The organism is Terrabacter terrae (assembly GCF_039529575.1).
Classification (GTDB): Bacteria; Actinomycetota; Actinomycetes; order Actinomycetales; family Dermatophilaceae; genus Terrabacter; species Terrabacter terrae.
The window spans coordinates 1-5,153 of record NZ_BAAANB010000197.1; the positions used below are offsets into that span (position 1 = coordinate 1).

Here is a 5,153-nt window from a genome sequence, read left to right on the forward strand (position 1 = left end):
TCGAAGTGGCCCGCGAGCTCGGCGTCGTCGGACTCGCGCTCCTCCCAGCCGGAGTTGACCATGGCGATGCGGCCGCCCAGGTCGAGCCCGCGCACGACGGCGCCGACGGTCGTCGTGAAGCGTTGCGGGCCCAGCAGGATCGTCGTGGACATCACGTGGCCGCGCTCAGCCGGCGTGCACGTGGATCGTGCGGCCGATGTCGTCGAGCATCGCGCGGGTCGTGTCGAAGTCGGGGTGGCGCACCCGCACCCAGGCGTTGGCCATGTAGCCGGCCTCGACCCCCTGGGTGCCGTGCCCGACCGGCGGGAAGTGCCCGTCGATGACCCACTCGCCGTAGCGGGCCTGGATCTCGTCGATGCCGCTGTAGCCGGTGATCGACCCGTCCCGGTCGGGGCGCAGCGCGACGATGCCGGCGGCATACGTCCGCCTCATCTGCTGCTCGGGCGCGCGATGGGTGATGACGTGCGCCCACTCGCGGTAGACGTCGACGTCGTTGGCGGCGGAGTAGAGGTCCCACGCGCCGACGCCGGGCGGCCGGCAACCGATCTCGCTGAAGCGCAAGCCCTTCGGGCCGTAGAACCACTCCATGTGCGTGGCGGACGTCTCGATGCCGAGGGCCTCGATGACGCGTCGGCCGAGCTCGCGCACCTCGGCGTAGAAGGCGTTGCCGGGCTCGTCGATGCGGTTGGTCGTGATGAACTGCGGTGAGATCCACCGGTGGCGCATCGCCTCGAGGACGTTGGGGTAGTAGTGCGTGGCCCAGTCGTGCACGACCCGCCCGTCGAGGGAGATCGTGTCGTAGAAGCCCTCGTGGCCCTCGACGAACTCCTCGATGGCGATCGACGTGGCGCCCTCGCGGCCGTACGCCTGCAGCGCCTGCTCGAGCTCGGCGTCGCTGTCGACGCGGACCGTGCCCTGCGCGCCGGCGCCCGCGCGCGGCTTGAGGATCAGCGGGTAACCCTCCCGCTCGGCGAAGTCGCGAGCCTCGGCCGCCGAGTCGATCGCCGCGCTGGCGGCCGTGGGGACGCCGGCCTGGCGCAGCGCCTCCTTCATGGACGGCTTGTCGCGGCACAGCCACGTCGTGCGCACGCTCGTGCCCGGGATGCCGCACGCCTCGCGCACCTGTGCCGCGGTCATGGTGTGCGACTCGACGACGGCCTCGAGCGCGTCGATCCACACCTTGTCCTGGAAGTAGCGGACCGCCGAGACCATCTGGTCGACGTCGGTGACGTTGCCGACGCGGTAGTAGCCGCGCAGCGCCCCGAGCACCTCCGCGTCGAGGTGCCCCTCCTCGGTCTCTCCGATCCCGTAGACGTTCGCACCCACCGCCGCGAGGGCGTGCACGAAGCGACGCTGGTTCGCCGGGAACGACGGCTCCACGAAGATGATGTTCACGAGGCCGACGCTATCTGCCCGCCGGGGGGCTCGCCACGGCTGACACAGCGCTTCGCGGCTTCGGTATGCCGTGTCGCCCGGGCCTGCGCCGAAAGCGAGCCACGAGCGCGGGGCCGGCGTGACACTGGAGGGGCAGGTCTACGGCGTCACCTCACCCTCGGGAGGAAGCCATGTCGAGCCACGTCCCTGACACACCCGGCCGCAGTGCTGGGGCCGGCGACACGGGAGACTTCGGCCCGCCGCCCCGCTGGTCCGGCGCGGTCGTCGCCGTCGGGGTCCTCTCCGTCGTCCTCGGCGTCATCGTGCTCGTGTGGCCGAACGTCACGCTGCTCGTCGTCGCCATCCTGTTCGGCATCCAGCTCATCGCGGCCGGCGCCATCCGCCTCTCGGTGACCCGCGAGCTGCCCAGCCACCCGGGCTGGGTCAGGCCGGTCTCGATGGCCCTCGGAGTACTGACGGTGATCGCCGGGATCGTCTGCCTCTTCCGGCCCGGCACGTCGCTGTTCGTCATCGCGATCCTCATCGCTGTCGGCTGGATCGCCGAGGGAGTCGCGGCCCTGGCCCACGGCTTCGCGGCCGACCGGTCGACCGGTGCCCGGGTCTTCCTGATCGTCTTCGGCGCCATCTCGGTCATCGCCGGCGTCGCCGTGGCGGCCTGGCCCGGCGAGACACTGGTCATCCTGGCCCGGATCGCCGGCATCCTGCTCATCGTCCTCGGCGTCGCCGAGCTCGTCACGGTGTTCGTGGCCCGACGGGAGTCCCGGGCGCCGACGGCCGCCTGAGCCCACCGGCCGGCATACGGTCGCAGCCGGCATACGGCGTCGGCTCGGAACGTGGAAGGTCGCAGCCGCGACAGGGGTGCGACCTTCCACGCTCGTGCCCAGGGCTCAGCCCTGCGGCAGGTCCTCGAACTCGTGGACCCGGCGCACCTCGACCGAGACCTCGTCGAAGAGCGAGGCGAACCGCTCGGCGAGCTCGAGCGCCTGGTCGCGGCTCTCGACGTTGACGAGGGCGAAGCCGCCGATGACCTCGCGCGCCTCGGTGAACGGCCCGTCGGTGACCGTCACACCGGCCCCCTCCTGCTTCCGCACGATCGCGCCCTCCTTGCTGTGCACGACCCCCTCTGCCGCGAGCAGCACGCCGGACTCGAAGCACTCGCCCATGAGCTTGCCCATCGCCTCCTGGAACTCGGGGCTGGGGTTCCAGGCCTCGGGGCGGGACTCGTCGAGCTTGTGGATCATCAGGTAGCGCATCGGTCTCTCCTTGGTCGTGGACTGTGGTGGGCCGGGTCCCGTCCCAGCCAACACCACGACGTCGATCGGCGCGGCCGGGTCTCGACACGTCGATCCAGCCTCGTCCATCCGCTCTGGCTCCGGTCCGGCGACATGTCGCCAGACCGGACACGTCTTGGGGTCCCGAGCGCGTGTCGCCGGTCAGACTGGGCCCATGGCGAGCTTCACGGTGCACCTCGAATCGACGCTGCCCGCCCCGGAGGCGTGGCGACGCGTGCTCGACCTGCACGCGCACACCGCCGTCATCCCGCTGACGACGGTGACGGGCGAGGGGATGAGCGCGGACCGGCTGGTCCCCGGGTCCCGGTTCGTGGCCCGCACCGGTGTCGGACCGGTCGGCTTCGACGACGTCATGGTCGTCGACTCGATCAGCCCGCCCACGGACGGTGAGGGTGGGCAGGCCCGGATCCACAAGGAGGGCAAGGTGGTCCGCGGCTCCATCGTCCTGCGCGTCAACCCTGCCGGACCGGGCTCGAGCGTCGAGTGGTCCCAGCAGATCGGCGTACGCGGCGTGCCGCGAGTCCTCGACCCCGTCGTCGGGCGGGTCGGGCGGGCGGCCTACGGCACAGCGCTCCGGCGGCTGCTCGAGCGCCGCGGTTAGGCTGGGGCGCACGGCCCGGCGGCCGGCGACGAGTGGAGGGCTTGGCGGTGGATCGCTACCAGTACCTGCTCCTCATGGCGGGGTGCGTGGCCATCACCCTGCCCCTGGAGTTCCTCCTGCGCGCCCGGGTCTACCGCCGTCCCGGCCTGCTCGTGACGGCCCTCGTCCCGATCGTCGTCGTCTTCTCCGTCTGGGACCTCGTCGGCATCTGGCGCGACCACTGGAGCTACAACCCCGCCTACGTCACGGGACTCGACCTGCCCGGTGGCATGCCGATCGAGGAGCTCGTCTTCTTCGTGGTCGTCCCCGTCTGCGGCCTGCTCACCTACGAGGCGGTCGGCTGGGTGCTGTCCGTGCTGCGGCGACTGCGCACGCGGGAGGCCACCGGTGCGTGAGTACACCGTCCTCGCGGTCCTCGCCGTCCTCGCCGTCGTCGCCCTCGAGCGCTGGTCGGGCACGCGGGTCTTCGCCAGGGCCCAGTTCTGGGTCAGCATGGCCATCGTCTTCGGCTTCCAGGTGCTCGTCGACGGCTGGCTGACCAAGCTGAGTGCCCCCATCGTGATCTACTCGCCGGACGAGTTCCTCGGCATCCGCTGGCCCTGGGACGTGCCCGTCGAGGACTACCTCTTCGGCTTCGCCATGGTCGGCGGCGCCATCATCCTGTGGGAGCGGGCCAAGCAGCGGCGGCGCACCTCCGAGACCCCCGCAGCTCCCACCGACGACACCACCGACGACACCACCGACACGCCCCGGGCCGCACCAGCCCACGAGGAGGACGCATGCTCGAGGGACCAGTAGCCCGCCGCGAGGACGTCCCCGAGGCGTTCGACGACGTCGCCGAGCGCTACGACCTCATGGTCGGCCTCAGCCCGGGCTACCACCGCCAGCTGCGTTCCTCGGCCCACGCCCTGGTCCGCGCGGTCGCCTCCCCACCCGCGCACGTCCTCGACCTCGGCTGCGGCTCCGGCGCCTCCACGGCCGCTCTCGTGCAGGCGCTCACCGTGCACCACGGCCCGGAGCCCACCGCCGCCGTCCTCGGGGTCGACGCATCGGCGGGGATGCTCGCGAGCGCGCGCAAGAAGTCGTGGCCGGCGACGGTCTCCTTCGCGCAGGGCCGTGCCGAGGCCCTGGGCGAGCACCCCGAGCTCGAGGCCGCCCGCGCCGCCGGCGGCCTCGACGGTGTGCTGGCGGCCTACCTCGTGCGCAACGTCCCCGACCGCGACGCGGCGCTCGGCGCCATCCACGACGAGCTGCGGCCCGGCGGCGCCCTCGTCGTCCACGAGTACTCCGTCCGCGGTCGCCTGGTCCCGACGCTGCTGTGGACGCTCGTGTGCTGGGGCGTCATCATCCCGCTGGGCTGGCTGACCTCGCGCAACACGAGCCTCTACCGCTACCTCTGGCGCAGCGTGCTGCACATGGACTCCACCGCGCAGCTCGAGCACCGCCTGCGCCGCGCCGGCTTCGAGCGCGTCGCCACCCACGCGGTGCCCGGCTGGCAGCGCGGCACCGTCCACACCGTCGTCGGCCACAAGCCCCACGCGACGCGGGCCACCGAGGAGACCACGGGGAGTATGCCGTGAGGCCGCGCCGCGGCGCCCACCCCTGGCAGCCGGGCCTCGACCCACGCGCCGAGCGCCACCTGCCGCAACCATCAGGGGCCGCTGAGAACCACTCTGCCGCAAGCGGGCCCGTCCTCGTCGTCGGTGGCGGCATCGCCGGTCTGGCGGCTGCCACCGGTCTCGCCGAGCGGGGTGTCGACGTCGTCGTGGTCGAGCGTGAGGCGACTCTCGGCGGCCGGGTCCGCTCGTGGCCCGTTGCCGGTGGCAGCGCGTCCGACGACGCCGGAGCGACCAGCCACCGCCTCA

General features: G+C 72.4%; 8 protein-coding genes. 6 read left to right on the forward strand and 2 right to left on the reverse strand.

Annotation, left to right across the window (positions count from 1 at the left end; all coding sequences use genetic code 11):
• Positions 1 to 165: 165 nt before the first annotated feature.
• Complete coding sequence (locus tag ABD194_RS20895; RefSeq protein ID WP_343995125.1) at positions 166 to 1,395, reverse strand: ATP-grasp domain-containing protein; 1,230 nt, start codon at positions 1,393 to 1,395, stop codon at positions 166 to 168.
• A 170-nt stretch (positions 1,396 to 1,565) separates the two neighbouring features.
• Between ABD194_RS20895 and ABD194_RS20900 the strand changes: the two genes are divergently transcribed.
• Positions 1,566 to 2,177, forward strand: coding sequence for an HdeD family acid-resistance protein (locus ABD194_RS20900; protein ID WP_343995127.1), 612 nt, complete (start codon positions 1,566 to 1,568; stop codon positions 2,175 to 2,177).
• Positions 2,178 to 2,282: 105 nt separating this feature from the next.
• On the opposite strand, the gene ABD194_RS20905 is transcribed toward ABD194_RS20900, so the two are convergent.
• Positions 2,283 to 2,648, reverse strand: coding sequence for a YciI family protein (locus ABD194_RS20905; RefSeq protein WP_343995129.1), 366 nt, complete (start codon positions 2,646 to 2,648; stop codon positions 2,283 to 2,285).
• 193 nt (positions 2,649 to 2,841) lie between these two features.
• Here ABD194_RS20905 and ABD194_RS20910 point away from each other — a divergent pair, with 193 nt between their 5' ends.
• The 5 genes from ABD194_RS20910 to ABD194_RS20930 form a co-directional block, all read left to right on the forward strand.
• A complete protein-coding gene (locus ABD194_RS20910) occupies positions 2,842 to 3,288 on the forward strand; it encodes a hypothetical protein (RefSeq protein ID WP_343995131.1) in 447 nt (148 codons plus the stop codon).
• A gap of 47 nt (positions 3,289 to 3,335) precedes the next feature.
• Positions 3,336 to 3,683 carry a lycopene cyclase domain-containing protein gene (locus tag ABD194_RS20915; protein WP_343995133.1) on the forward strand — a complete coding sequence of 116 codons (348 nt, stop codon included), beginning with the start codon at positions 3,336 to 3,338 and terminating at the stop codon, positions 3,681 to 3,683.
• Complete coding sequence (locus ABD194_RS20920) at positions 3,676 to 4,086, forward strand: lycopene cyclase domain-containing protein (protein ID WP_343995135.1); 411 nt, start codon at positions 3,676 to 3,678, stop codon at positions 4,084 to 4,086. The genes ABD194_RS20915 and ABD194_RS20920 overlap by 8 nt, the downstream gene beginning before the upstream one ends.
• Positions 4,068 to 4,868 (forward strand): class I SAM-dependent methyltransferase, encoded by an 801-nt coding sequence (locus ABD194_RS20925; RefSeq protein ID WP_343995137.1) that lies wholly within the window; start codon positions 4,068 to 4,070, stop codon positions 4,866 to 4,868. Before ABD194_RS20920 ends, ABD194_RS20925 begins: the two co-directional genes overlap by 19 nt.
• Positions 4,865 to 5,153, forward strand: a 289-nt coding sequence (locus ABD194_RS20930; protein ID WP_343995139.1) for an FAD-dependent oxidoreductase, incomplete at its 3' end; no start/stop codon positions are given. The genes ABD194_RS20925 and ABD194_RS20930, both read left to right, overlap by 4 nt.

Coding starts and splice junctions, on each gene's coding strand:
- ABD194_RS20925 (WP_343995137.1), top strand. CDS start 4,068: ATGCTCGAGGGACCAGTAGCCCGCCGCGAGGACGTCCCCGAGGCGTTC.
- ABD194_RS20900 (WP_343995127.1), top strand. CDS start 1,566: ATGTCGAGCCACGTCCCTGACACACCCGGCCGCAGTGCTGGGGCCGGC.
- ABD194_RS20905 (WP_343995129.1), bottom strand. CDS start 2,648: ATGCGCTACCTGATGATCCACAAGCTCGACGAGTCCCGCCCCGAGGCC.
- ABD194_RS20910 (WP_343995131.1), top strand. CDS start 2,842: ATGGCGAGCTTCACGGTGCACCTCGAATCGACGCTGCCCGCCCCGGAG.